General features: G+C 66.6%; 20 protein-coding genes. 5 read left to right on the forward strand and 15 right to left on the reverse strand.

What is annotated here, in order from left to right:
• Positions 1 to 2: 2 nt before the first annotated feature.
• From mdcH to CJU94_RS20520, 8 genes are read right to left on the reverse strand one after another with little or no spacing between them, the layout of a single operon-like run.
• The gene (gene mdcH, locus CJU94_RS20485) at positions 3 to 935 is read right to left on the reverse strand and encodes a malonate decarboxylase subunit epsilon (protein ID WP_095420558.1); all 933 of its coding nucleotides are present in this window, start codon (positions 933 to 935) and stop codon (positions 3 to 5) included.
• A complete protein-coding gene (locus CJU94_RS20490) occupies positions 935 to 1639 on the reverse strand; it encodes a malonate decarboxylase holo-ACP synthase (protein WP_095422714.1) in 705 nt (234 codons plus the stop codon). Before CJU94_RS20490 ends, mdcH begins: the two co-directional genes overlap by 1 nt.
• Positions 1639 to 2457 (reverse strand): biotin-independent malonate decarboxylase subunit gamma, encoded by an 819-nt coding sequence (gene mdcE / locus CJU94_RS20495; protein ID WP_095420559.1) that lies wholly within the window; start codon positions 2455 to 2457, stop codon positions 1639 to 1641. Before mdcE ends, CJU94_RS20490 begins: the two co-directional genes overlap by 1 nt.
• Positions 2454 to 3338 carry a biotin-independent malonate decarboxylase subunit beta gene (locus CJU94_RS20500; RefSeq protein WP_095420560.1) on the reverse strand — a complete coding sequence of 295 codons (885 nt, stop codon included), beginning with the start codon at positions 3336 to 3338 and terminating at the stop codon, positions 2454 to 2456. Before CJU94_RS20500 ends, mdcE begins: the two co-directional genes overlap by 4 nt.
• Complete coding sequence (locus tag CJU94_RS20505) at positions 3335 to 3649, reverse strand: malonate decarboxylase subunit delta (RefSeq protein WP_095420561.1); 315 nt, start codon at positions 3647 to 3649, stop codon at positions 3335 to 3337. The genes CJU94_RS20500 and CJU94_RS20505 overlap by 4 nt, the downstream gene beginning before the upstream one ends.
• Complete coding sequence (locus CJU94_RS20510) at positions 3637 to 4689, reverse strand: triphosphoribosyl-dephospho-CoA synthase (RefSeq protein WP_095420562.1); 1053 nt, start codon at positions 4687 to 4689, stop codon at positions 3637 to 3639. Before CJU94_RS20510 ends, CJU94_RS20505 begins: the two co-directional genes overlap by 13 nt.
• A 2-nt stretch (positions 4690 to 4691) precedes the next feature.
• Positions 4692 to 6371, reverse strand: coding sequence for a malonate decarboxylase subunit alpha (mdcA, locus tag CJU94_RS20515; protein ID WP_095420563.1), 1680 nt, complete (start codon positions 6369 to 6371; stop codon positions 4692 to 4694).
• 9 nt (positions 6372 to 6380) lie between these two features.
• A complete protein-coding gene (locus tag CJU94_RS20520) occupies positions 6381 to 7154 on the reverse strand; it encodes a GntR family transcriptional regulator (RefSeq protein WP_095420564.1) in 774 nt (257 codons plus the stop codon).
• Positions 7155 to 7335: 181 nt separating this feature from the next.
• Between CJU94_RS20520 and CJU94_RS20525 the strand changes: the two genes are divergently transcribed.
• Positions 7336 to 8634: an MFS transporter gene (locus CJU94_RS20525; RefSeq protein WP_208645413.1), complete on the forward strand. Its 1299-nt coding sequence runs from the start codon at positions 7336 to 7338 to the stop codon at positions 8632 to 8634.
• A 30-nt stretch (positions 8635 to 8664) separates the two neighbouring features.
• Here CJU94_RS20525 and CJU94_RS20530 read toward each other — a convergent pair whose 3' ends face one another.
• A complete protein-coding gene (locus tag CJU94_RS20530) occupies positions 8665 to 9585 on the reverse strand; it encodes a DMT family transporter (protein WP_095420566.1) in 921 nt (306 codons plus the stop codon).
• A gap of 102 nt (positions 9586 to 9687) precedes the next feature.
• Here CJU94_RS20530 and CJU94_RS20535 point away from each other — a divergent pair, with 102 nt between their 5' ends.
• Positions 9688 to 10566 carry a LysR family transcriptional regulator gene (locus CJU94_RS20535; protein WP_095420567.1) on the forward strand — a complete coding sequence of 293 codons (879 nt, stop codon included), beginning with the start codon at positions 9688 to 9690 and terminating at the stop codon, positions 10564 to 10566.
• Here the strand turns inward: CJU94_RS20535 and CJU94_RS20540 are convergent.
• The 6 genes from CJU94_RS20540 to CJU94_RS20565 all read right to left on the reverse strand — a co-directional run bounded on the left by CJU94_RS20540 (position 10551) and on the right by CJU94_RS20565 (position 18492).
• Entirely contained in the window at positions 10551 to 11609 is a 1059-nt protein-coding gene (locus tag CJU94_RS20540) for an ABC transporter ATP-binding protein (RefSeq protein WP_095420568.1), read from the reverse strand. The genes CJU94_RS20535 and CJU94_RS20540 overlap by 16 nt on opposite strands.
• Positions 11610 to 11637: 28 nt before the next feature.
• Positions 11638 to 13242, reverse strand: a complete 1605-nt coding sequence (locus tag CJU94_RS20545; protein ID WP_095420569.1) for an ABC transporter permease — start codon at positions 13240 to 13242, stop codon at positions 11638 to 11640.
• Positions 13243 to 14274, reverse strand: a complete 1032-nt coding sequence (locus tag CJU94_RS20550; protein ID WP_095422715.1) for an iron ABC transporter substrate-binding protein — start codon at positions 14272 to 14274, stop codon at positions 13243 to 13245.
• A gap of 61 nt (positions 14275 to 14335) precedes the next feature.
• Positions 14336 to 15643, reverse strand: a complete 1308-nt coding sequence (efeB, locus tag CJU94_RS20555) for an iron uptake transporter deferrochelatase/peroxidase subunit (RefSeq protein WP_095420570.1) — start codon at positions 15641 to 15643, stop codon at positions 14336 to 14338.
• 40 nt (positions 15644 to 15683) lie between these two features.
• Positions 15684 to 16859, reverse strand: coding sequence for an NHL repeat-containing protein (locus tag CJU94_RS20560; RefSeq protein WP_095420571.1), 1176 nt, complete (start codon positions 16857 to 16859; stop codon positions 15684 to 15686).
• Positions 16860 to 16959: 100 nt separating this feature from the next.
• A complete protein-coding gene (locus CJU94_RS20565; protein WP_095420572.1) occupies positions 16960 to 18492 on the reverse strand; it encodes a carbohydrate porin in 1533 nt (510 codons plus the stop codon).
• 337 nt (positions 18493 to 18829) lie between these two features.
• Here CJU94_RS20565 and CJU94_RS20570 point away from each other — a divergent pair, with 337 nt between their 5' ends.
• The 3 genes from CJU94_RS20570 (at position 18830) to CJU94_RS20580 (ending at position 21203) form a co-directional block, all read left to right on the forward strand.
• Positions 18830 to 19513, forward strand: coding sequence for a hypothetical protein (locus CJU94_RS20570; protein ID WP_095420573.1), 684 nt, complete (start codon positions 18830 to 18832; stop codon positions 19511 to 19513).
• Between the two features lie 160 nt (positions 19514 to 19673).
• The gene (locus CJU94_RS20575; protein ID WP_095420574.1) at positions 19674 to 20510 is read left to right on the forward strand and encodes an arylamine N-acetyltransferase family protein; all 837 of its coding nucleotides are present in this window, start codon (positions 19674 to 19676) and stop codon (positions 20508 to 20510) included.
• A gap of 12 nt (positions 20511 to 20522) precedes the next feature.
• Positions 20523 to 21203 carry a methyltransferase family protein gene (locus CJU94_RS20580; RefSeq protein WP_095420575.1) on the forward strand — a complete coding sequence of 227 codons (681 nt, stop codon included), beginning with the start codon at positions 20523 to 20525 and terminating at the stop codon, positions 21201 to 21203.
• Positions 21204 to 21474 lie beyond the last annotated feature (271 nt).

Below are 21474 nucleotides of genomic sequence, written 5' to 3' on the forward strand. Positions count from 1 at the left end.
ATTCAGTGCGCGTCGAGACGCCGTCGCGCAGTGGCCACGAGCCGATCGAACGCGAAGCTGCTGGCGGCGAGCGCGGCGGTATCCGGAAAGTGTTCGCGAGCGATATCGGTCAAGACCTGGCCCGGCGGCGTTTCGATCAGCACGTGCGCGCCCAATTCCTGCATGACCGTGAGCGCGTCGAACCAGCGCACGGTGTAACGCATATTGGTCGCGAGATCGTCGCGGATCGCATCCGCCGTGTACAAAGGGCGGCCGCCGCGATTGCCGACATAGATGCCTTGCGGGGTATGGAAGGGCACGTCGCTGGCGTAAGCGACCAACTCGTCGGTAGCCTGCGCGAGCAGCTCGCAATGGGACGGCACGCTGACCGCGAGGCGAGTGGCCTTGCGCGCGCCGGCGGCAAGCGCGAGAGCGATGAAGGCGTCGAGCGCGTGGTTCGCGCCGGCTATGACTATCTGGCGCGGCGCGTTCACATTGCCGATATAGACATGCTGCCGGGCGTCAGCAGCGTGCCGCGCGGCGAGTGTTTCCACCTGATGCTCGGTCAAACCCACGATAGCGGCGAGTCCGTAGCCGCACGGGTACGCGGCTTCCATCAACTCGGCCCGGCGGCGGACCATTTTCAGCGCGTCTTCGAAGTGAATCGCGCCGCAGCTCACTGCCGCCGGGTAGGCGCCGACCGATAAGCCCGCGCTGATCTCCGGCACGAGCTGTTCGTCGGCTAGCGCGCGGGTGATCGCCACGCCCGCGACCGTCAAGCCGATCTGCACCGCAACGGTCGAGCGCAGGGCGTCCGGCGTGTCCAGCGTGAGTACATCGACGCCGAGCACCCGCGACGCCTCCTCGAGCGTGTCGAGCACTGCTTGATGCTGGGGCAGCCGATGCAGGAACCCCTCGGTCTGCGCGCCCTGGCCCGGGAACAGCAGCGCGAGCATCAGGCGTCGCCCCCGTGAGCCGTGACGGCCCAGGGATCGGCGATCAATTGTGGGCCGCGCGCGTGGCGTGCCAGCACGCGCGGTTTGCCCGCCGCCCACTCGGCGAGCGCCACGCCGCCGGCGGGCGTGTCCAGTTGCGCATCGACGCGAACGCCGACGCGTTGCGCGAGCGCTTGCAGATAGTCCCGCAGTCCGCTTGCGACACTTGGTGCAAGCGGTTGGTCGTGGGCCCGGATCAGCAGATCGAGATCGCTCGATGCCGTCACTGCCGGCACGTGCGTCGCCAGTTCGAAACCGGCGCTGCCGGTCGGTCCCCACGCGAAGGCGCTCAACGGGCCGGCCGCGTCGTTCTGCAACGCGGTGAGCGCGGCGAAAGCGGGCAGGGCGTTGCGCCCTTCGAGCGGCGTGCACGACAAAGCGAGCGCTTCAGGCGACACGGCGCTCACCACGTCGGCGGACGATGCCCACGTGCCGTAGCGCTGCGACCGGCCGACGCCGCGCAGACCGATCGCGACAAACCCGTCGCCCGCCAGCGCGCGTCTGACCACCGCATACGGCGCGCGTTCAAAAGCCTCGCGCACCCACGACGGTTCACCATCGAACGCCTGCAAGCGTTGCAAACGCAACAGGTCATGCGGCCGCCAGCGCGCATCGCACGACAACGCGCGGTCGCTTGAAAACGGCGGCGCGGCGCACACTTGCATCACGCGGCATCCCATTGTTCGGCAAGGCGGCGGCGCACTTCGATCGACGCCGCGCGGTTCTTCTGCGCCGCCGCCGATTCCAGCCGATGCGCGAGATTGCGGCGGCCGTCGTCGCGCACGCTGCGAATCTGCTCGTTCAACATCTGGCGCACGCGCTCGATCTGCGCGGCGTCGGGCGCGTCTGCATCGATCCCGTCGATCAACTGGTCCAGCAGGCCGAGCTTGGCGAACGACGCCATCGAGTACGACATCGGCACGATGGTTTCGCCGAGCGCGTCGAGGGCTTCGACCGTGCGGCGCGTGACGCGCGCGGCGGCTTCCTTGCCCATCGCGTGAACCATGGTGCCGGGCGCGTCGAGCGCGACGATGCGGTTGGCCTGATAGCCGTGCGCGAGGAAGGCGCCCGACATCGCCGGTCCGACGATCAGCGCGATCACCGGATGACCCGCCTCGCGGGCGGCCGCGTAGGCGTCGACAGCCGCCGCGCAGGCGAGGTGAATGCCGAGCATCTCTTCGCGATAGCCGTAGGCCTGGCTTTTCACATCGACGATCGCGACGATCGGGCGGCGCGTGCCGCTCGCCGCATCTTGCGCGATCGCGCCGCGCACGGCGCGCGCGAGCCGCCAGCCCTGTTCGAGGCCGACCACGTTATCGGTCGCGCGCGCAAAGCGGTTGGCGGGATCGGGCACCACCGAGAAAAAATGCGCGGTCTCGCCGCCGAGTTGCGCGTCGCCGCTCAACACGGGGGCCGGGCTCGTCGATTCGCCGGCCAGCGCCTGGAACCAGCGCGCGCCGCGGCTCAGTTGTGCATCGCTCATGCTTGCTCCTTGCGCGATTCGGTTTGCGCGTGCCGATTGAACACGTCACGCATGGTATCCGGGGTGACGCTGGCGGGATCGATCCGTGCAAGCCGGTCGAGGAAAGTGTCGACCTGTTCGCTGCGATGCGCCGCCGGCACGCCTTGCGCGAAGGCCGCGCGCACGGCGGCGCGGATCGCGTCGGCGTCGTCGTCGACCAGTTGATCGGCAAGCGCGGTCGCGGTGCGCTGTTCGCCGCCGATCAGTTGCCACACGCGGCGGCGATCGCTTGCATCGAGTTCCTCGATGCCGGCTTCCTGTTCGATCACTTCGGGGCCGTTCATGCCCAGACGCCCTTGCTTCGTCACGACCAGATACGAGCACAACGCGGCCGCCAGCGACATGCCGCCAAAGCACCCGACCATGCCCGCGATCACGCCGACCACCGGCACATGGCGGCGCAACGCGACGATGGCCGCCTGAATCTCCGAGATCACCGCGAGGCCGAGGTTGGCTTCCTGAAGCCGCACGCCGCCGGTTTCGAACAGCACCACGGGCCGCACGATCTTGCCGTGTTCGCAGTCGCGCAGGGCCAGTTCGAGCGCCGCGGCGATCTTGCTGCCCGACACTTCGCCGATGCTGCCACCCTGGAACGCGGACTCGATCGCGGCGACCACGGCGGGCTCGCCGTCGATGGTGCCGCGCGCGATTACGCAGCCGTCGTCGGCCTGGCAGACCACGCCCTGCAACGGCAGCCACGGCGATTCGATCTTGTCGAACGGGCCGAGCAGTTCGCGGAAGGTGCCCGCATCCAGCAGCGAACGGGCGCGTTCGCGTGCCGGCAGTTCGATGAAACTCTCGCGCAGCATCGGCGCGCCATGATTGTTCGCCGCCGTGTTCATGCGTCGTCTCCCTGTTCGGCGGCTTCGACCGCTTCCGCAAGGCGCAATGCGACCACGCCGGGCGTCGCGCCGAAGTCGTTGATTTCGATTTGCGCGGCGCCGTCGTAGCGCGTGAAGAAGCGGTCGAGCACGCTTTTCCAGATGTGGCTATAGCCGTCGACGCTGGTGCGCACGACCACATGCGCGCTCAGTGCGCCAGCCGGCGCGGCGGGCGAGAGCAGTACTTCCAGATCGCCCGAGCCCACCACGCCGACATGCGCGCGGGTCGTGACGGCGCGTTGCGCCGGATAGTCGAAGGTCAGATGTTCCATGAGTCTGGGCTCCCGTTGGCGTCGTGATGCGCCAGCATGTCGAGAAAGAGAGTGGCGGCGAGCAGATCGGCCGCGCCGCCGGGCGATGCGTTGAGCGACAGCAATTCGTGTTCGAGTCGGGTGAGGGCGGCGCGGCCCGCGGGCGTCGAACTGCCGCCCGCGTCCAGCACGCGTTGCGCGCCGCGCTGTCCGGCGTGCAGACCGGGCAACCCCGCGCGATGCAACAGGCAGGTGTCGTCCAGCCGCGCCATGATCGAGAGCAGCGTGTCGACGCGCGCGGCGTTTTCGTCGATGCCGCGCTCGCGCGCCGTAAGCAGCGCAGGCAGGCCTACGTCGATCACATGCGGGAAGCCGTCTTGCGCTTCGCGGCGCGCTCCGCCGACCTGATAGCGCCGGCGCGCGCGTTCGCCGTGACTGTCGGAAGGCGCGGCGAAGCGATCCGGAAAGCACGCGATCTGCGCGGCGACCGCGCAGATGCGCGACCCATTCAGCCGCGCGGCGCCGGCGGGCAGCGACGCGCCCGCGACCAGCAGGCCGACGATCCAGATCGCGCCGCGATGCGCGTTGCTGCCGCCGGTGGCGCGCAGCATGGCCAGTTCTCCGGCGCGGCCGATCTGCGCGAGTTCGGTGCGCAACAACGCGGACGGCTCGCCGCGGCGGCGCGCCGCGCGAGCGAGCGTCGCGAAGGTCGGCTCGAGCGCGTTTGCCGAGCGCAGCATGGTGTCGAGATCGAGGTCGCGATGCGCGCCGCTGCCGCGCCGGTCGACCAGCGCGGGCTTGGGCGTGAGTTGCGCTTCGTCGATGAGCGCGGTGACCGCGTAGCGCGCGAGATGCGCGTCGCCGAGCGTGGGCGCGAGGCGCATGGGGCGCGCGGTGGCGTGCGAAATCCTGGCGGCCTCGGCAACACAGGCAACTCCGCCAGCCTCGGCACCTCCAGCGGATCCGTCAACTTCGGCGTACGAATTGGCCGGCATCGCACGTGTCGTGCGCGCGCACGAGGCCGGCGCCTGCGTACGCGCGAGCAATGCAGCGGGCGCCATGCTTACCAGCTCCTGAAGCGCGCCGGCGGCTCGTACAGGCCGCCCGACCACGTCACCAGATCGTCGATGCTGCGCGCGGCCAGCAGCGAGCGCTTGGCCTCGCCGCGGCGAATGCCGAGATCCTCGGGATACGCGACGATGCCGCGCCGGCGCAGCTCCGCCGTCTTCTCCGGTTTGGCGCGCAGCCCGATCGGCGTCACGCCGGCCACGGCGGCGATCGCCGCGCGCCGCTCGTCGATGCCTTCGGCCTTGTGCAGATGCGCGATGCCTTCCTCGGTGACGACATGGCTGACGTCGTCGCCGTAGATCATGACAGGCGCGATCGGCATGCCGTTTTTCGCGCCGACCGCGACGGCGTCGAGTTCATCGACGAAGGTCGGCTCGCCGCCTTTTTTGTAGGTTTCGGCCATTTGCACGACGAGTTTGTGACCGCGCGATACCGGCCCTTGATCCCGCAGCAGCTTGAGCCACGCTTCGCTCGAATGCCGCCGGCCGCGTGGATCGTGGCCCATGTTCGGCGCCCCGCCGAAACCGGCCAGGCGGCCGCGCGTGACGGTCGACGAATTGGCGTCGGCATCGATCTGCAGGGTCGAGCCGATAAACAGATCGACGCCGTATTGGCCGGCCAGTTGGCACAGCACGCGATTCGAGCGCAGGCTGCCGTCATTGCCGGTGAAGAACACGTCGGGCCGCGCCTCGATATACGCTTCCATGCCGACTTCGCTGCCGAAGCAATGAATACTGTCGACCCAGCCCGATTCGATCGCGGGAATCATGGTGGGATGCGGATTGAGCGTCCAGTTGCGACAGATCTTGCCCTTCAGGCCGAGCGACTCGCCGTAGGTGGGCAGCAGCAATTCGATCGCCGCCGTATCGAAACCGATGCCGTGATTCAGCGAGCTCACGCCGTACGGTTCGTAGATGCCGCGAATCACCATCATCGCGGTGAGCACCTGCAGGTCGCCGATATGGCGCGGATCGCGCGTGAACAGCGGCTCGACGGCGAACGGCCGGTCCGCCTGCACGACCACGTCGACCCATGAACCCGGAATGTCGACGCGCGGCAATTCGTCGACGATCTCGTTGACCTGCACGATCACGATGCCGTGACGGAAGGCGGCCGCCTCGGCGATGGTCGGCGTGTCCTCGGTGTTCGGGCCGGTGTACAGATTGCCGTGGCGGTCGGCTTTTTCCGCGCACAGCAGCGCGACGTGCGGCGTCAGATCCACGAACATGCGCGCGTACAACTCGACGTACGTATAAATCGCGCCGATTTCCAGCTGGCCGTCTTCGAGCAGTTGCGCGACCCGCAGGCTTTGCGGTCCGGCAAACGAGAAATCGACTTTATGCGCGATGCCGCGCTCGAACAGCGTCAGATGCTCCGGACGGCCAATGCTCGAAATCAGCAGATGCACGTCGTGGATCTTCTGCGGATCGACCTTGGCGAGCGAGCGGGACAGGAAGTCGGCCTGCTTCTGGTTGTCGCCTTCGAGGGCGACGCGGTCACCCGGTTGAATCAGTGTTTCGAGCGCGTCGACGATGCGGTTCGCCGGCAGTACGCCGTCTTCGAGCCAGGGGGCGATGGCGGCGAGGCGACGGTTCTTTTCGTCGCGGCGCGTGGTCCACGAACGGGCGGTGGGGGCGGACACTGCGGACGCAGCGGCTTCGGCGGGTCGGTTCATCGGCTTCTCTCAGCTCCCGGTGGCGGCGCGCGGGCGTCTGCCGCGCGGCTTGGGTTGATTGGCTAGCGCGGCTTCGGCCCGCGCGCGTTCGGTCAAAAAACGATAAAGCAGATCGCCCGTGCCGAGCAGATGCGCGACGACCAGCTTCTGCGCGGCGGGAATGTCGCGGTGTTGCACGGCGTCGAGCAGGGCTCTGTGTTCATTGTCGGACTCGCCCTTGTAAGACGGCAAGCCGAACTTCAGGCGCAGATATCTTTCCCCGCGCCGATGCAGCGTGCCGATCATGTCCTCAAGTTGCGCCCGGCCCGCCGGCGCATACAGGCTCATGTGAAACGCGACATTGCGCGCGACGTACTGCGACGGGTCCGCCTCGCGTTCGGCGGCGCGGCACAGTGCGGCCGATTCGCGCAACGTGGCGGCGGTGTGATTGGGAATGGCGAGGCCGATGGCGAGGCTCTCCAGCGCGGAACGGATCTCGTAGATTTCGCGTGCTTCTTGCGCCGACAAGGGCGCGACGGTCGCGCCCTTGTGCACGGCGGCCTTGGCCCAGCCCTCGCTCTCCAGTTGCCGCAAGGCCTCGCGCACGGGAATGGCGCTGACCGAAAAATGCCGCGCGATCGCGTCCTGCCGCAGCGGCGCGCCGGGCGCGAGCGTGCCGTCCACAATCGCCGCCCGCAGCGCCTCCGCGATCAGGCGGGACGTGCTTTCACGCGGCGCCGCCGCGGGTAGGAGCGGGCTGCGCGCCGGGGCGTCCAGGGGAAAACCATCTGTTGCGTCGTTCATAATATTAAATATTATATATGAAAAGATGCGAATTACAGGCGGGCAAACCCGCAAAAGAGACGTGCCGTTCTGCCCGCACAGTCTTCTGACCGGTGGTGCAGCGACACTCCAGGGTCATCCCGCGCGCGCCATCTCTCGTCGTTCCCGTTACGTACATTAACCGTTGGGCCGGAGGAGCATGATGAATTCACTAACCGACCGTACGTCGGCCGCGCGGCGCCGCACGCCGCTCAATCGGTCGCAGATCGTGGGTTTCTGGGGGGCGTGGGCAGGCTGGACGCTCGACGGGATGGACTCGTTCATCTACGCGCTCGTGTTGACGCCGGCTTTGACGGAACTGCTGCCGCGCTCGGGTTATGCGGCCACGCCGGCGAACGTCGGCCTCGCCGGCTCGATCCTGTTCGCGCTGTTTCTGGTCGGCTGGGGACTGTCGTTCATCTGGGGCCCGCTCGCCGACCGCTTCGGCCGCACCAAGGTGCTGGCCGGCACGATCTTCACGTTCGCCATTTTCACGGGGCTCGCGGCGACCTCTCACAATGTGTGGGAACTCGGCATCTATCGCTTCATTGCCGGCGTCGGCATTGGCGGCGAGTGGGCGCTGGCCGGGACGTACGTGGCGGAGGCGTGGCCGGAAGACCGTCGCAAGATGGGCGCCGGTTATCTGCAAACGGGTTACTACGCCGGCTTCTTCCTTGCCGCGGCGCTGAACTATACGGTCGGCGTGCATTATGGCTGGCGCGCGATGTTCCTGACCGGCGCGGTGCCCGTGGTGGTCGCGATTCTGATCCTGCTGCGCGTGAAGGAGTCGGAGAAGTGGGAGAAGGCCGAGGCGGCCACCGTCCGCACCAAACCGCTGCGCGAGATCATGGGGCCGGTGTACCGGCGCCGCACCTGGGTCGCGTGCATTCTGCTGACCATCGCCATCATCGGCTTGTGGGCGGGTGCGGTGTACGAACCGTCCGCCGTGATTCAACTGGCAACCCGGGCCGGCATGGCCAAAAACGATGCGATCAGAACGGCGTCGCTTGCCACGGGTTTGCTGTCCATCGCGACGATCCTCGGCTGTCTCGCGTTGCCGCCAATCGCCGAGCGTATCGGCCGCAAGAAGACGCTGGCGATCTACTTTCTCGGCATGGCGATAGCGATCGTCGGCAGTTTCGGCTGGGCGTTTTACCTGCCCAACGGACTCGCGCCGTTCATCGCGTGGCTCTTCGTGCTGGGGTTCTTCGGCGGCAATTTTGCGCTGTTCAGCTTGTGGCTGCCGGAGCAGTTCGAAACCCGCGTGCGCGCAACGGCGTTTGCCTTCTGCACGTCGTTCGGACGGTTCGTCGGCGCGGGCGTCAATTTTCTGCTCGGCGCGGCGGTGCTGCATATGCATACGCTCGGCGTGCCGGTGGCGTTGACGGCGCTCGCTTTTATCGTCGGCCTGTTCGTGATTCCGTTTGCGCCGGAGACGAAGGGCGAAGTGTTGCCGCAGTGAGGTGGGCCGTCGGCCGGGCGCACCCGAATCTCAATCCGCCTCGCGTCGCGCCCGTCCGCGAGGCTGCAGCCACGAAAGCAACGGCCACCCGAGATTGACGCCCAGACTCGCGATCACGATCAACGCCATGCCCGCAAGTTGCGGCATCGACAGCGCCCGCCCGTACACGAGGGCATCCACTACGATCGCGGTCAGCGGATACACGAACAGCAGCACGGCAATGATGGGCGTGCTCAGCTTGGGCAGCGCGCCGTAAATCAGCACATACGAGAGCCCCGTATGCAGCACGCCCATGCCGACCAGCCAGAACCACTGCATCGGGCCGATATGCACGGCGGTGAGCGGCGCGATGAACGGCAGGCACACGACACCGACCGCGCACTGCGCGAGCGTCAGCAGATGCGGCCGTAAACTGCCGAGCCCTTTGGCGATCAACGTGACGCTCGCGTACAGCACCGAGCCCGCCAGCGCTTCGCCGATGCCGATCAGGTAGCTCGTGTGGCCTTGCAAATTCTCCGTGGCCGCCACGCCCGACGCGAGCACGAGTCCCACGAAAGCCGTCGCGATCCAGCCGAGCCGGTCCACGCCGAGGCGCTCGTTGAACAGCGCCGCGCCGATCAGCACGACCCAGAACGGCTGCACGTGAAACACGACGGTGGCGACCGCGATGCCGGTACGGTGAATCGCATCGAAGAAACCGACCCACTGCGTGACCATCAGCGCGCCCGAGATCAGCGCCAGCGCGACCGTGCGTCGCGTGAAATGCGCGTGCGTGAAAAAGCCTTTCCACGCGCAATACGCGGCGAGTGAGAGAAAGCCGAACAGGCAGCGAAAGAACACGAGCGTCAGCGCGCCGAGCCGCGCTTCCTCGACGAAGACGCCGAGCGTGCCCATCAACAGCCCGCCGCTCGCCAGCGTGATGGCGCCATGTTGGCGTTGGGTGAGGGACATGCGCAAGCGGCTCCGTGATCCGATGCCACGAGTATTGCGCGGCTTGCACGGCACCGACAAACGAATTAAATTGAGCAATTCCATAAGCTGAATTGATAAATCATGCACCCCGAATTCGACGTCGATCTGCTGCGCACTTTCGTCGCGGTGGTCGAAACGGGCAGCTTCACGAAGGCGTCGGCGACCGTGCATCGTTCGCAGGCGGCCGTCAGCATGCAGATCAAGCGGCTCGAAACCATGCTCGGCACCACGCTGTTCGCCCGCAACACGCGCAACCTGTCGCTCACGCGGCCGGGCAATACGCTGCTCGAATACGCGCGGCGCGTGCTGGCGCTGCATGAGGAGGCGTGGTCGGCGATCGTGCGGCCCGAGGTTACCGGGCGGGTGGTGCTCGGCGCCCCGGACGATTACGTGTCCTCGCTGCTGTCGCCCGTGTTGCGGCGTTTTTCGAATCTATATCCGCACGTGGAGATCGAAATCGTCTGTGCGCAGAGCACCTCGCTCGCGCCGATGCTCGCCGACAACAAGATCGATCTCGCCTTCGTCACGCGCGACCGCAAGCTGCGCGGCGAATTCGTGCGCAGCGAGCCGATGGTGTGGGTGGGCGCGTCGCTGGACACCCCGGTGCTGGCCGCATCGCCGCTACCGGTGGGACTCTACGAGCCGGGCTGCGTGGCGCGCCAGCATACGCTCGCCGCGCTGGACGGCGCGCGCATCCGCTATCGCGCGGCGTTCAGCAGCGCGAGCCTGATGGGACTGGTGGCGACCGTGGACGCGGGATTGTCGGTGATTGCGCTGACGCGTTGCAGCGTGCCGCCGCGGCTCGCGATTCTGGGCGAAGCACAAGGCTTGCCGAAGATCGCGCCGCTGGAAATCGTGGTGGCGCGCAGCGCGAAGTCGGACCGGCCGACCTGCGACTATCTGGCCGCGCAGATGATGCAGGATCTGTCGCTGCGGCCCCAGGCTCAGCCGCGGGCGTAAGCCGTCACTTCGCCGTCCACCGCGATCCGCACCTGCTCGCCCGGTTGCGGGCAAAGATAGCCCGGCACGCGCGCGCGGATCATGGTCCGCGTGTCGGAGCGCAGTTGCAGCGCGACGCTGGCGTCCGGCCCCTGGAAGATCACAGCCGTGACGACAGCTTCATGAATCCCCGCGCCGTCGGGCATCGTTTCGTCGCCGCGCAACAGGCGGATCTGTTCCGGCCGCAGCATCACGTCGACCGCGCCTTGGCCGGTCGGCCCGGATAACGGCAATTCGCCCAGCTCGCAGCTCACCCGGCCCTGCCGGACCACGCCCGGCAACAACACCGCCTCGCCGACGAACGATGCCAGCTCGCGCGTCACGGGCCGGCGGTAGAGCGTCTCCGGCGTCGCTGTCTGGATCATCCGGCCGTTCCACAACACCGCCACCTCATGGCCGAGCGACAACGCCTCGGATTGATCGTGCGTCACCAGCACGGCCGTCGCGCCGCTCGTGGCCAGCGCGTTTGCCACGGCTTGCCGGGTTTCGAGCCGCAACGCGGCGTCGAGCGACGAGAAGGGTTCGTCGAGCATCACCAGCGTGGGCGACGGCGCGAGCGCGCGCGCCAGCGCGACGCGTTGCTGCTGGCCGCCCGATAGCTGCTGCGGCGCGCGCTCGCCGAAGTTCGCCGGCAAGCCGACCAGCTCCAGCAACTCGGCCACGCGATGCCGCGCGCGGCGCTGCGCGCGCGGCAAGCCGAACACGATGTTCTGCGCCACGGACAGATGCGGAAACAGCGCGCCTTCCTGCGGCACGTAGCCGATGTGGCGCTGTTCCGACGGCACATGCAGGCCGTCGCCGGCCACCCGCCGGCCGTCGATGTCGATACTGCCGCCATCCGCGCGCTCGAAGCCGCACAGCAGGCGCAGCAGGGTGGTCTTGCCGCTGCCCGACGGACCCAGCAGCGCGAGCAGCATGCCGCGCTCGACCGAAAGATCGATGCCGTGCAGCACCGGCGTGCCGTCGAATGATTTTTGCAGCGCGCGGATACGAAGTTCGCTCATGACAATCCGATGGTAAAAGCGCGGCGCCTCAGCCGCGTTCGCCGAGTAGCGCCGATTTGCCGAGCAGTGCGAACAGCAGGCCCGAGGCGAACAGCGAAATGCCGGTGAGCAACGCCGCGTACGGCGCCGCCGCGGCGAACGCCATCGTCGAGGTGTCGGCCCAGACCTGGGTGGCGAGGGTTTGCGTGTCGAGCGGGGAGAGCAGCAGCGTGGCGTTCAGTTCGGTGACGACCGAGATGAACACCATTGCCGCGGCCGCGCCGAGGCCGGGCGCCGCCAGTGGCAACACCACGCGAAACAGGGTTTGCGGCCAGTTCAGGCCGAGCGCGCGCGCGGTTTCCTCGAGGCGCGGCTGCGCCTGCATGAAGGCGGCGCGCACACTCACCAGCGCCACCGGCATGAACAGCATGGCGTAGGCGATCACCAGCAGCGTCGCGCTCTGATAGAGCGGTTGCAGCATGTGCACCGCGAGCGACACGATCGCGAGCGCGATCACCAGACCCGGCACGCCTTGCGCGAGAAACACCGTGCGTTCGAACAGCGTCGCGAAACGGCTCGGATAGCGCACCAGCAAAAACGCGAGCGGCACGACGAGCAGCGTGGTCAACAGTGCGGCGGCAAGGCCGAAACCCAGCGACGAAAGCGTGGCGTTGAACAGCAGTTCGGGCGAAACATCGGCCGGCGTAACGGCGGCCGCGCCCGGCTGGGTGAGCCAGTAGCCGATCATGCCGAGCGGCCCGCCGAGGGTGGTGACCGACAGCAGCGCGAAGCCGGCGACGACGATCCAGCGCCACACGCCGAGGTCGTAGCGCAGGACCGCGCGGCGTGTCCCGCGATCGACGCGTTCATAGCGCGCCGCGCCGCGCACGCGAAACTCGAAGGCCAGCACGATCAGGCAGATCACGATCAGCAGGCACGCGAGCAGCGACGCGCCGCCGCCATCGAAACTGGTGCGGAATTCCGCGTAGATCTGCGTGGTGAACGTGCGAAACCGCAGCAGCGTGAACGCGCCGAACTCGGACAGCACGCCGAGCGCCACCAGCAGCATGCCGCCGAGCAACGCGGGACGCAGTTGCGGCAGCACCACGCGAATGAAGCTGGTCCAACGGTTGCAACCGAGTGCGCGCGCGCTTTCTTCGAGCGCGGGATCCATGTTGCGCAATGCCGCGGCGACCGGCAGATAGACGAGCGGAAAATACGCGCAGGTCAGCACGAGCAGCGCGCCCGCGAAGTCCTGCAAATCCAGGCTCAGCGACACCCACGCATAGCTCGAGATGAAGGCCGGCATGGCGAGCGGCGCGGCGCTCAACACCGCCCACGCGCGGCGTCCGGGCAAATGCGTGCGTTCGACGAACCACGCCGCGGCTGTGCCGATCACGGCGCACACCAGCGTGGCCGAGACGGTGATCGTCAACGTGTTGATCAGCAGTTCGCCGACGAGCGGCCGGAACACCAGATCGATCGCTTCATGGGCGCCGAAGCTCGCGGCACGCCAGAACGTGAACGCGATCGGCAGCACCACCAGCAAAGCGCAGAGCGCCGCCGCCGCGAACAGACCGCGCGGCGCGCGCGAACGGGCGCGCGCCGGGAGCGGGGCGACGGCAGGTGGGCCGGCCGACAAAGCTTCGCTCATTTACAGCAGGCCTGCCTGACGCAGCAGCTTGCCGGCCTGGCTGTCGTCGCCGAGTTGCTGGATGGTCAGCGGCGGCGGGCTCAACTCGGCGAAAGGCTTGAGGATCGGGTCCGGAGCGACGCCCGCGCGCAGCGGATACTCGAACATCACGTGGCTGTTCGCCATTAACTGTTGCGCGCGATCGCTCACCAGGTAAGCGAGAAACTTCTGTGCGCCGTCCGCGTTGTGCGCGGACTTGAGCACCGCGGCGCCCGATACGTTCACTGCCGCGCCGGCGTCGCCGTTGCCGAAGTGATAGATCGCGCTGCGGGTCTTGCCATCGCCGAGCTCGGCATGCAGACGCGCCCAGTAGTAGTTATTGACCAGACCGGTCGCGACACCGCCGCGATTCACGGCGGCGACCACGCCTTCGTCGTCGTCGAAAATCTGCGCGTTGGTTTTCAGGCCCTTGAGCCATTGCAGCGTTTGCGCTTCGCCCTTCAGCGCGAGCACGGCGGAGACGAGCGGCAGGAAGTCGCCGTCGCTCGGGGCAATGCCGATCTTGCCTTTCCACTCCGGTTTGGCGAGATCGAACAGCGATTGCGGCAGTTGCGAAGCCTGCAGCTTGATGGTGTTGTAGGCGAGCACGTTTTCACGCGCGGTCACCGCGACCCATGCGCCGCCCGGCGAGCTGAAACGCGCCGGCACGGTGGCGAGCGTCGAGCTATCCACCTTGTTCAGCAGGCCTTTCTCTTCGAGCAGCATCAGCTCTGGCGAGTTTTCCGTGAAGTACACGTCGGCGGGCGTGGCCGCGCCTTCCGCGACGATCTGCGCGGCCATCGCCGGGCCTTCGCCGTTGCGGATCTTCACCGAAATGCCCGACTGCTTTTCGAAGTCCCTGGCGAGCAGATTGACGACCTGCTCGTGTTGCGCGTTATACAGCGTGATCGACGCGGCGTGCGCCGCCGACGGCGCGGTCGCGAAAGCGGTCAGCGTGAGCGCGGCCGCGCTGCCCAGAATACGCAGGCGAATGCCAAACCAGTTGTAAGCCATGATCCAGAAATCCGTTGTGATGGTGTAGGTGAGCGGTGTGGGGTCGACTGCCCGGTTCACATTACGTCTCGAACAATCCCGCGCCGATATACGAGCCCGGCTTCGCGCCCGGCGGCACGGCGAAAATCGCGCTGCCGACGTGCGTCGTGAACTGGTTCATCATGTCGAACTTCGCGAGCCTGTCGTTGATCGGAATGAAGCCGGTGCGCGGGTCGCTTTGGTGTGCAATGAAGATGAGGCCCGCGTCGTATTCCGTTTCCTGGCGCCATGGCGGCCAGCGCTCGATATAGAAGTTGGTGCCGTCGTTATACGAGTACGAACGGCGCAGAATCTGCGCGCCGTTGTTGCTCGCCTGATTCGACAGACGCACGTGCGAGTTCTCCGGAATCACCGGATTGCCGTCCTTGTCCTCTGCCTTCAGGTCCACGGCATCGAACTCGTTCTTCTTGCCGATCGGCGCGCCGCTGTATTTGTGACGTCCGAACACCTGTTCCTGAAAGTCCAGCTCGGTGTTGTCCCAGTGCTCGAGCGTGATGCGGATGCGCCGCACGACGGTGTAGGTGCCGCCTTCCATCCACGGCGCGTCGGCGCTGGCGCCGGCCCAGACGAATTCGTTCATCAACTGCGGCTTCGCCGTGGACGGATTGTTGGTGCCGTCCTTGAAGCCCATCAGGTTGCGCGGCGTCTGACCGCGCGGACCCGACAGGAAACCGGCCTGGCCCCAGCGCATGGCCGCCGTGCCGTAAGCGAGACGGGCCAACTGCCGGACCGCGTGAAACGCGACTTGCTGGTCGTTCGCGCAGGCCTGGATGAACAGGTCGCCGCCGGTTTTCTCCTTGATCAGCTGGTCGCCGTTAAAGCGCGGCAGATCGACGAGCGCGTCGGGGCGGCGCGCGGCGAGGCCATAGCGATCCTTGCCTTCGTGCGTGAACAGACCCGGGCCGAAGCCGAATGTGATCGTCAGGCCGCACGGGCCGAGACCGAGCACGTCGCCGGAGTCGGGGGCGGCCTTGCTGGCGCCGGCGCTGTCTGTCGGCAGCGGCGCGGCCGTGCCGCCTTGCGTCAGACGCGCGGCCGCGTCGGTCCAGGCGCGCAGCAGCGCGATCACGTCCTCACGCCTGTCGGTGCTCAGGTCGAGCGCGGCGACATAGGTGTGGCTTTGCTGCGGTGTGACGATGCCGCCTTGATGCGCGCCGTAGAACGGCTCGACGGCCAGTTGCGGATCGGCCGGAGCGTGCGGCTGCGTTCTGGCCTGCGCGTTCTGCGAGGTGGTCAGACCCGTGCCGAGGCTCGCGCCGGCCGCGACCGCGGCGCCGCCCGCCTTGAGAAACCCGCGCCGTGAGGGCCGCGGGGGGTGATCGGTTGACATGGTTACTTCACCTTCTTTCGGCGTTGGAACATTCTTCAAGTCACTTCGCGAGCACGAGCGTGTTCACGTCGTCCTGCACGTAGTAGAACCCGTCGCCTGCAGGCGTCATCGCGAGGCCGAACAGGTCGCCGTTGCCCGGAGGCGATTGCGCCTTGTCGGTGTCGATCCAGCGCGCGTAGATCTGCTTGCCGCTCGCCGGATCGATTTCGACGATCTGGCCGTTCAGCGCGTTGGTCACGAGCAGGTGGCCGTTGGGCGCGGTGACCATCGCGAGCGGGCGGTGCAGCAGACCGTCGGCGGTCAGTTGGCGGCCGACGCCCGCGCTCGTGTCGCGCGTCATCGGTTCGTCGATTTCGGTGATGCGGTTGCCGATCGCGTCGGACACGTACAGCAGTTTCTGATCGGCCGAGAGCGCGAGGCCGGTCGGGCCGACGAGGAATACGCCCTTGTCCGCCTGCGCGCCGAAGTTGCTGCCCACCACCGTTTCCTTCTTCACGACGGGCGGCTTGCCGGCCGGCACGTCGAGGTCGAGGCGCAGCACGGTGGCCTGCTTGAACACCGGCGGATTGCCGTCCGCGCCGCCCACGCCGAAGCCGGCGTTGCTGACGAACAGCGTGGCGCTCGTGCCGTTGTCGACGACCGCCATGTTGCCCCACGGATCGTTGATGTTCGGGCTCGTGATGGTCGACGCGACCTTGCCCTGCGGATCGATCACGATCAGGCAGCCGGCGCCCTTGGTGCCGGTGGTGCCGTCGTTGCTCGGCGTGCTGCCGACGATCACGTAGCCGGACTTGAGCATCGTCATCGCGGTGGACAGGCCGATGCCGCCGGGGCATTCCTTCAGATCGCGCGGCACCGTGGCGAACACCGTCATCTCTCTGGTGTCCGGGTGATAGTCGATGATGGTGCTGCCGGTGCCTTGCAGATTGGTCGAGTTATTGAAGTTGCCGACCAGCACGTCGCCTTGCTTGAGCGTGCCCGCCGTGACCGGCGCGACCACCACGGCATACGGATTCTGGTCGCCGTTGCCGGGCACGGTGTTGATCAGCGTCGTGTGGTGCTTCACCGTTTCGAGGAAGCCTTGCGGCTCGGCCTGCGCGCTGCCGGCCGTCGCGAATGCGGCCACGCCGACAGCGGCGGCGAACAGAGGCACGGCGAGGCCCCGCGCAAGGGCCCGCGCCGCGCGCGGCGAAAACTGGCGCGTGGGATTGTTCACGATTGAGCCTCCGTGCCTGCGCACAAAGCGGTGGTTGCGGTCATGATCGAAAGCATGGAATTCGATGTGTCGGTAGCGGGTGAATTGGGCGCGAACGTCATCAGAAGTTGATGTTGGTCCGCAGTCCGATGACGAACGTATTGCGCAGCGGCTGCGCCGGATCGTTCGGATTCTGGCCAGCGCCGGCGTTGAACGTGTATTGGGCGTCGGCCTGCAGTTGCCACCACGGATTGACCTGATACTGATAGGTCGCCTCGAGTGTGGTTTCGCTGGTGCGCACGCCATACGGGCCGTTGCTGAACGCACGGCTATCCAGATCGAGGCCGTTCACGTGGTTGCCGACCTTGATGTAGGTGAGCGCGAGGCCCGCGCTGTCGTTGTCGCGGCCGGCGAACGGCGCTTTCATCACCACGCCGAGGTTGGCGGCGACACTCACCAGGTTGCGATCGCCGGGCGCGCCCATCACGCGGGCGAACACGCCGATGCTGCGCGGCCCGTCCGGGTCCGGGCGCCAGACCATCTGGTCGGCCACGGCGTAGAAGCTGTAGTCGCCGCGATGATTCGCGGCGACGCCGCTCGTGGCCGGATTCGCGAGCGACAGGCCGGTGTTGTCGTAGCGCTGATCCGCGAAGCTGCCGTTGTTGTACCAGACACCGACCTTGTAGGTGCCCGGCAAACCGCCGCCGCCCGCGGCGACCATTTCGCCGTCGGCCGGCTGGTTGATCGCATATTGCAATTCGCCGATGAACAGCGTGCCGTTGTGCAGATTGAAGTTGGTGCCGCTCTTGTTGTCCGGGTTGTTGCCGAGCGGATCGCCGTCGAACACGCCGGCCAGCGCGGTCAACGAAGGCGTGATCTGGCCGCGCACGCGCACGCCGAGGGCGGACAGCGGATACGCCGGGCCGCCGGACGGCATGTCGTACGAGGGCAGGGCGGGCCAGCCGAACATCGTGTTGACGAACAGCGCGGAGTACGTGCTGGTGATGAATTCCTGGTCGATACTTTGCTGACCGATCTTCACGTCGATGCGCTTGTTCAGGAACGATTGCTGGTACCACAATTCCCACAGGCGGGTGGCGTCGTCCGCTTCGATACCGCTCGCCGTATTCAGCGTGCCGAGTTTGTTCGCGCTGAGATTGGCGCCGTGAATCTGCAGCGCACTGACGTTGAACAGGCCGCCGGGCAAGCCGAATGCCTTTTGCGTGTCCAGTTGCACGGTGCCGGTCGTCAGGCCGTCGTAGTCGGCGCCGCGCGCGAGGCCGCCGCGCAGGTTGGCGAGCACTTCGCTGGTTTCGGTGAGCGTGAAGGTCACGCCGTATTTGCCGAGCCACGGGCGCAAGCCGCCGATGTCGCCGAGCATCTGCTGACGATTCCAGAACCCGGTCCACTGATTCGTCTGGGCCGCCTGGATCTTCAGGTCGGCCTCGGGCGCTTCCGGCGCGGCATCGGGATTGGCTTGAGCCTGGACCGCGCCGGCGGACAGCGAAGCCCAGGCGAACGCCGTGCAAAGCGCGGCACGCCGCACAGAGGGCAAGCCGGCCAGACGTGAACGGCACGCCGCATTGGCGCGGGGCAGACAATCGCGAAGCGGACGCGCTTTCGCGCCGGGTCCGTTGAAATGGGCGAATTTCATCGAAATCCTTATTGGTGTTGTATCGACTGATTTGAACCATCGCGGCACGTCGCCGCGTGCCCGCGATTTTGCCGCATGGTTCGCGACATCCAGTGCAGCAGTTGGCGAGATCGTACGCATGCGAAATGCGTGCGTCAACACAAATGAGAACGATTCGCATCAATATTACTGGCGCACAACTTTTTGCCTTACGTGCAGCTACTAGCTGGCTTCTGCGCGTAATTCGTCGTGAATATGGATGCAATAAAACCGTAAGACGGTAGTCATATCGAACGCGTTCGGGGGTGCGGTGTCGAACTCGCACGAATGCCCCGGAACGCCAAATAAGGAGATGGATATGAACAAACGCAAGGTATTGATTTCGCTGCTGGCGAGCGGCGGTTTGCTGGTGAGTGGCGTGTCGAATGCGCAGTTGAACCTCAAACAGTTCGGCATAGGCGGCGATGACAGTTCGGCGGGCGCCGGTGCGACGGCGTCGTCGGGCGGCGTCTCGCAGCTGTTGCAAACCTATGTGGGCGCGAACCAGCAAGTGCTCAGCGGTCAGTCGAGCCTTGCTTCCGCGATGGGCATGAGCAGCGCGGCCGGGCAGGCGCAACAGGCGGCCGGATTGCTGAGCGGCGGGACGCCGTCGGTGAGTCAGCTGACCCAGGTGGGCAGCACGCAGCAGTCGCTGTCGCAAACGCTGACCCAGGCGTTCGCGAGCCGTGCGAGCGGCGGTGCGTCGGCTACGCCGGTCAACAAGGAGGCCTTCACGGACGGCCTGTCGTCGCTAGGTAAAGGCGTGAGCCAGTACGCCAGCTTGCAGTCGGGGCTCGGCAGCATCGGCCAGATGAGTCCGTCGTCGCTGCTGCAGTCCGGCATGAATCCGCAGACGGCGCAGAGCGCCTCGTACATTGCGCAATCGGCGCCGGGGCAGTTGCAATCGTTGATGTCGACGCTGAGTGCCGCCGTGCAGTTCGCGTCGAGCCACGGCATCAGCGTGCCGTCGATCGCGACCTCGGCGTTAAAGGGCGGGCAGTAACAAGGGCAATCCGCTGCGGCGCCGGCCGCCATCTACGAAAACAGGTAAAGGCCGCGGCAGCGAGCGGACCATAAAAGCGGCTATGATCGATTCCCGACACCGCCCGGTCGCACATAGCCGACAAGCGTCCGGCGCCCAACACCATACCGGGACCCTGCCGATGTCTCATACAGTGAATCTGGAAAATTACTTTGCCCGCATAGGCTACGACGGTCCGCGCGCGGCCACGCTGGAAGTCCTGCAAACCCTTCACCGCTTGCATCCGCGCGCGATCCCGTTCGAGAACCTGAACCCGCTCACGCGGCGTCCGGTGAAGCTGGACCTCGACGCGGTGGAGCGCAAGCTCGTCACCGAACGCCGCGGCGGTTACTGTTTCGAACAGAACGCGCTGTTCGCCAACGTGCTGCTTCAGTTGGGCTTTACGGTCACGCCCTTGCTCGGGCGCGTGCTGTGGGGCCGCGAATCGGACGCCGTTCCGCCTCGCACGCATATGGTGTTGCGCGTCGACCTGAACGACGCAGCGTGGATCGCGGACGTCGGCTTCGGCAGCGTGACGCTGACCGCGCCGCTGAAGCTGACCGCGGGGCTCGCGCAGCCCACCGAGCTCGGCACGTTTCGCCTCGCCGACGCGTCGCGCGAGGCGCTCTATCTCGAAGTGCAGGCGCGCGACGAAAGCTGGGCGCGGGTCTACCGCTTCGATCTGCATCCGGTCGAGTGGATCGATTACGAAACCTCCAACTGGTACACATCGACATCGCCGGAAGCCATTTTTGCGAGCAACCTGATCGTGTGCCGCGTGTTGCCCGAGGCGCGGCTCGCGCTGCTCAACGATCAACTGAGCGAACGCGCCGCGGACGGCCGGCTCATCAGCGAGCGGCAACTCACGAGCGCCGACGAACTGGCCGCGTGTCTGCGCGATCGGTTCGGCCTCGATACCGGCGAGATCGACATCGCCGAGATATTCGAACGCGTGCGCACGCCGGCAACAACCACGTAGGAGAAAACGGTCATGGTCGCGCGCCTCGTCTTCCAAACGGTGGTCTGGCTGGCGGGCATGGGCGCGCTGCTGTTCGGCGCGGCGGGCACCTTTGCATGGCCGGCCGCGTGGTGGTACGTGATCGAGTTGGGCGTGCTGAGTCTGTGGATCGGCTTGTGGCTGGCGCGTCACGATCCCGGCTTGCTAGCCGAGCGTCTGTCGCCGTTCGTGCAGAAGCAGCAAAGCCGCTGGGACCGCATGTTCATGGTGGGCGTCTGCGTGGCGTGGTGCGGCTGGCTGGTCCTGATGGCGTTCGACGCGATGCGCTTTCATTGGACCGCGCCGCTGCCGGTCGTGCTGGTCAGCTTGGGCTCGCTCTGCGTGTTCCTCTGTCTCTTCATGTGCCGCTTCGTGTTTGAGGCCAACAGCTATGCCGCGCCGGTCGTGAAGATCCAGACGAGCCGCGGGCATAAGGTGATCGACACCGGCCCCTACGCGCATGTGCGCCACCCCATGTATGCCGCCGCGCTGCTGATGTTCATCGGCACCCCCTTGTTGCTCGGGTCGTGGTGGGGACTCGCCTTCGCGCCGTTCATGGTGATCGGCATCGGCTGGCGCGCGGTGCGCGAAGAGCGCGTGCTGGCCGCGCAACTCGACGGTTATACGGACTACATGGCGCGCGTGCGTTATCGGTTCGTGCCGTTCGTCTGGTAGGCGCATTCCAGGCACCATCGGCGCTTACGCGGCGGCGCGTCGCGCACCAACCTGTCTAGACAAAACAATTGGCGCCGGCCTATTCGGCCGCGCGCGCCCCCCGCCTTTCACACTTGAAAACTCCCCGCCAAGCCGCGCCAAACGGCATCGTCTAGGGGCTTACCCGATGATCCCGCCAATTTCCCGCAATTCTTCTTGCAGCGGCTTTTTGACTCATGCAGACTTGTCTATACAAATTAAGCAGCGATTAAACACTCGGTTCGACGGTTTC

This window comes from Paraburkholderia aromaticivorans (assembly GCF_002278075.1).
GTDB classification, from domain to species: domain Bacteria; phylum Pseudomonadota; class Gammaproteobacteria; order Burkholderiales; family Burkholderiaceae; genus Paraburkholderia; species Paraburkholderia aromaticivorans.

Coding starts and splice junctions, on each gene's coding strand:
- mdcH (WP_095420558.1), bottom strand. CDS start 935: ATGCTCGCGCTGCTGTTCCCGGGCCAGGGCGCGCAGACCGAGGGGTTC.
- CJU94_RS20490 (WP_095422714.1), bottom strand. CDS start 1,639: ATGCAAGTGTGCGCCGCGCCGCCGTTTTCAAGCGACCGCGCGTTGTCG.
- mdcE (WP_095420559.1), bottom strand. CDS start 2,457: ATGAGCGATGCACAACTGAGCCGCGGCGCGCGCTGGTTCCAGGCGCTG.
- CJU94_RS20500 (WP_095420560.1), bottom strand. CDS start 3,338: ATGAACACGGCGGCGAACAATCATGGCGCGCCGATGCTGCGCGAGAGT.
- CJU94_RS20505 (WP_095420561.1), bottom strand. CDS start 3,649: ATGGAACATCTGACCTTCGACTATCCGGCGCAACGCGCCGTCACGACC.
- CJU94_RS20510 (WP_095420562.1), bottom strand. CDS start 4,689: ATGGCGCCCGCTGCATTGCTCGCGCGTACGCAGGCGCCGGCCTCGTGC.
- mdcA (WP_095420563.1), bottom strand. CDS start 6,371: ATGAACCGACCCGCCGAAGCCGCTGCGTCCGCAGTGTCCGCCCCCACC.
- CJU94_RS20520 (WP_095420564.1), bottom strand. CDS start 7,154: ATGAACGACGCAACAGATGGTTTTCCCCTGGACGCCCCGGCGCGCAGC.
- CJU94_RS20525 (WP_208645413.1), top strand. CDS start 7,336: ATGAATTCACTAACCGACCGTACGTCGGCCGCGCGGCGCCGCACGCCG.
- CJU94_RS20530 (WP_095420566.1), bottom strand. CDS start 9,585: ATGTCCCTCACCCAACGCCAACATGGCGCCATCACGCTGGCGAGCGGC.
- CJU94_RS20535 (WP_095420567.1), top strand. CDS start 9,688: ATGCACCCCGAATTCGACGTCGATCTGCTGCGCACTTTCGTCGCGGTG.
- CJU94_RS20540 (WP_095420568.1), bottom strand. CDS start 11,609: ATGAGCGAACTTCGTATCCGCGCGCTGCAAAAATCATTCGACGGCACG.
- CJU94_RS20545 (WP_095420569.1), bottom strand. CDS start 13,242: ATGAGCGAAGCTTTGTCGGCCGGCCCACCTGCCGTCGCCCCGCTCCCG.
- CJU94_RS20550 (WP_095422715.1), bottom strand. CDS start 14,274: ATGGCTTACAACTGGTTTGGCATTCGCCTGCGTATTCTGGGCAGCGCG.
- efeB (WP_095420570.1), bottom strand. CDS start 15,643: ATGTCAACCGATCACCCCCCGCGGCCCTCACGGCGCGGGTTTCTCAAG.
- CJU94_RS20565 (WP_095420572.1), bottom strand. CDS start 18,492: ATGAAATTCGCCCATTTCAACGGACCCGGCGCGAAAGCGCGTCCGCTT.
- CJU94_RS20570 (WP_095420573.1), top strand. CDS start 18,830: ATGAACAAACGCAAGGTATTGATTTCGCTGCTGGCGAGCGGCGGTTTG.
- CJU94_RS20575 (WP_095420574.1), top strand. CDS start 19,674: ATGTCTCATACAGTGAATCTGGAAAATTACTTTGCCCGCATAGGCTAC.
- CJU94_RS20580 (WP_095420575.1), top strand. CDS start 20,523: ATGGTCGCGCGCCTCGTCTTCCAAACGGTGGTCTGGCTGGCGGGCATG.